This window comes from Catenovulum agarivorans DS-2, assembly GCF_000568405.1.
Taxonomy (GTDB): Bacteria; Pseudomonadota; Gammaproteobacteria; order Enterobacterales; family Alteromonadaceae; genus Catenovulum; species Catenovulum agarivorans_A.
This window is the reverse complement of sequence record NZ_ARZY01000139.1, coordinates 1-237: the sequence shown is the minus strand read 5'-3', so window position 1 is coordinate 237 and position 237 is coordinate 1. Positions and strand designations below refer to the sequence as shown.

1 protein-coding gene is annotated in these 237 nt (G+C 45.1%); it reads right to left on the bottom strand.

Features of this window, described 5'->3' with window-relative positions:
- On the bottom strand, positions 1–237 hold a 237-nt coding region (locus DS2_RS20670; RefSeq protein ID WP_035016764.1), incomplete at both ends, for a hypothetical protein.

The following is a 237-nucleotide window of genomic DNA, read 5'->3' as shown; positions in this document are numbered from 1 at the left end:
GTTCGTCTACTGACTGCTCTGCGTCTTCTTCAATAAAATCTTCCGCAAGTAAATCATCGTCTAGCTCAACTGAAAGCTCATCGTCAGGTTCGTCTACTGACTGCTCTGCGTCTTCTTCGGTAAAATCTTCCGCGAGTAAACCATCGTCTAGCTCAACTGAAAGTTCGTCTTCAGGTTCTTCCAGTGACTGCTCTGCGTCTTCTTCAGTAAAGTCTTCCGCAAGTAAATCATCGTCTA